Source organism: Oleiphilus sp. HI0128 (assembly GCF_001635365.1).
This window is the reverse complement of the sequence record NZ_LWGG01001262.1, coordinates 1-1,032: the sequence shown is the minus strand read 5'-3', so window position 1 is coordinate 1,032 and position 1,032 is coordinate 1. Positions and strand designations below refer to the sequence as shown.

The following is a 1,032-nucleotide window of genomic DNA, read 5'->3' as shown; positions in this document are numbered from 1 at the left end:
ATCATGAATCTGACGCACCTAGATTACTCATGGACTCGCCTATTCCGGAAACAGGATTTTTAAAAGCAACAAATAAGGGAGAGGGCTACGAAAGTATCGGCTGGCGCTTTTCGCCAGATAAGACCTTTAGCCATGCTGCACTTTTCAACTTCTTGAGTGGAGTCAATGCTGAACGAATGAAAGCCGTGTTTATCACTGACGAGGGAGTATTCGGCTATAACCTAACAACAGATGCCTTAACCGAGGTAGCACTGGATGAATGCCTGGAAAGCCGAATTGAGATTATTGGCAAGGGCTTAGCCTCTGATATCGAAACTGAACTGTTGGCTTGCATGTCAGAGCTCAACTAGTCTTTTCGAAAACGCTCTTTTAGATAATTTAAAGTACTTTGACCCCTTAAGGTCGCATCGGCGTGATTCGATTCATTAACCAAGCTATTCGCTATCAGAGGATTTTCCTAAGTGCTTGCTAACCACAAAAGCCAGATAGCCAACAAGGGGTCTTGGAAAGTCATGCGCCATCCCTTCTATCTCGCGGAATTCAGCACCTTCAATCAGTTCAGCATTTTTTCTTCCGAACTTGATAGGAATGAGCCGATCTTCGGCACCATGAATAATCAAAGTGGGTACATTGACTCGCTGTGTAATCTTTTTGGTTTTCTTAGTCGCTACAATCGCAGAAAGCTGTCTTTTTGTACCGTACTTTTCAGCATCACGCGCCAGAGCTTTCCGGAGTCGAGATTCTAACTCTTCTTGCTTTGGCGGGTGAGTCCTGCTGCTAATCAAACGGACGGTTTAGCGCGCGAAAGCAATTGGTTTAAGGCAATTTGCATCGGTAAGCCCGATGCACAGCACATACAGCCGCCTGGCACCTCTTTGATAAATACGCCTTGTTCTTGAGAGCTCTGACCTTGAAAAAAACTGCCGTCTACACCAATTTCGCCAAATTCATTGACGAGTACCGCCCATCGTTCGTTATCGGGTTTTTGTTTGAGTAAGTTCAGAATCGCAGAAGTTTTTCCGACACCGAGGA

General features: G+C 45.3%; 2 protein-coding genes and 1 pseudogene. 1 reads left to right on the top strand and 2 read right to left on the bottom strand.

Annotated features, from left to right (window positions below; translation table 11 throughout):
• A pseudogene (locus A3763_RS21285) lies at positions 1–350 on the top strand (GTP-binding protein); the annotation flags it as partial.
• Positions 351–434: 84 nt separating this feature from the next.
• On the opposite strand, the gene A3763_RS21280 reads toward A3763_RS21285, so the two are convergent.
• Both A3763_RS21280 and A3763_RS21275 read right to left on the bottom strand, forming a co-directional pair.
• Entirely contained in the window at positions 435–785 is a 351-nt protein-coding gene (locus A3763_RS21280) for an alpha/beta fold hydrolase (RefSeq protein WP_068760479.1), read from the bottom strand.
• Positions 782–1,032: GTP-binding protein (locus A3763_RS21275; protein ID WP_369823160.1), on the bottom strand; the 251-nt coding region annotated here is incomplete at its 5' end. The genes A3763_RS21275 and A3763_RS21280, both read right to left, overlap by 4 nt.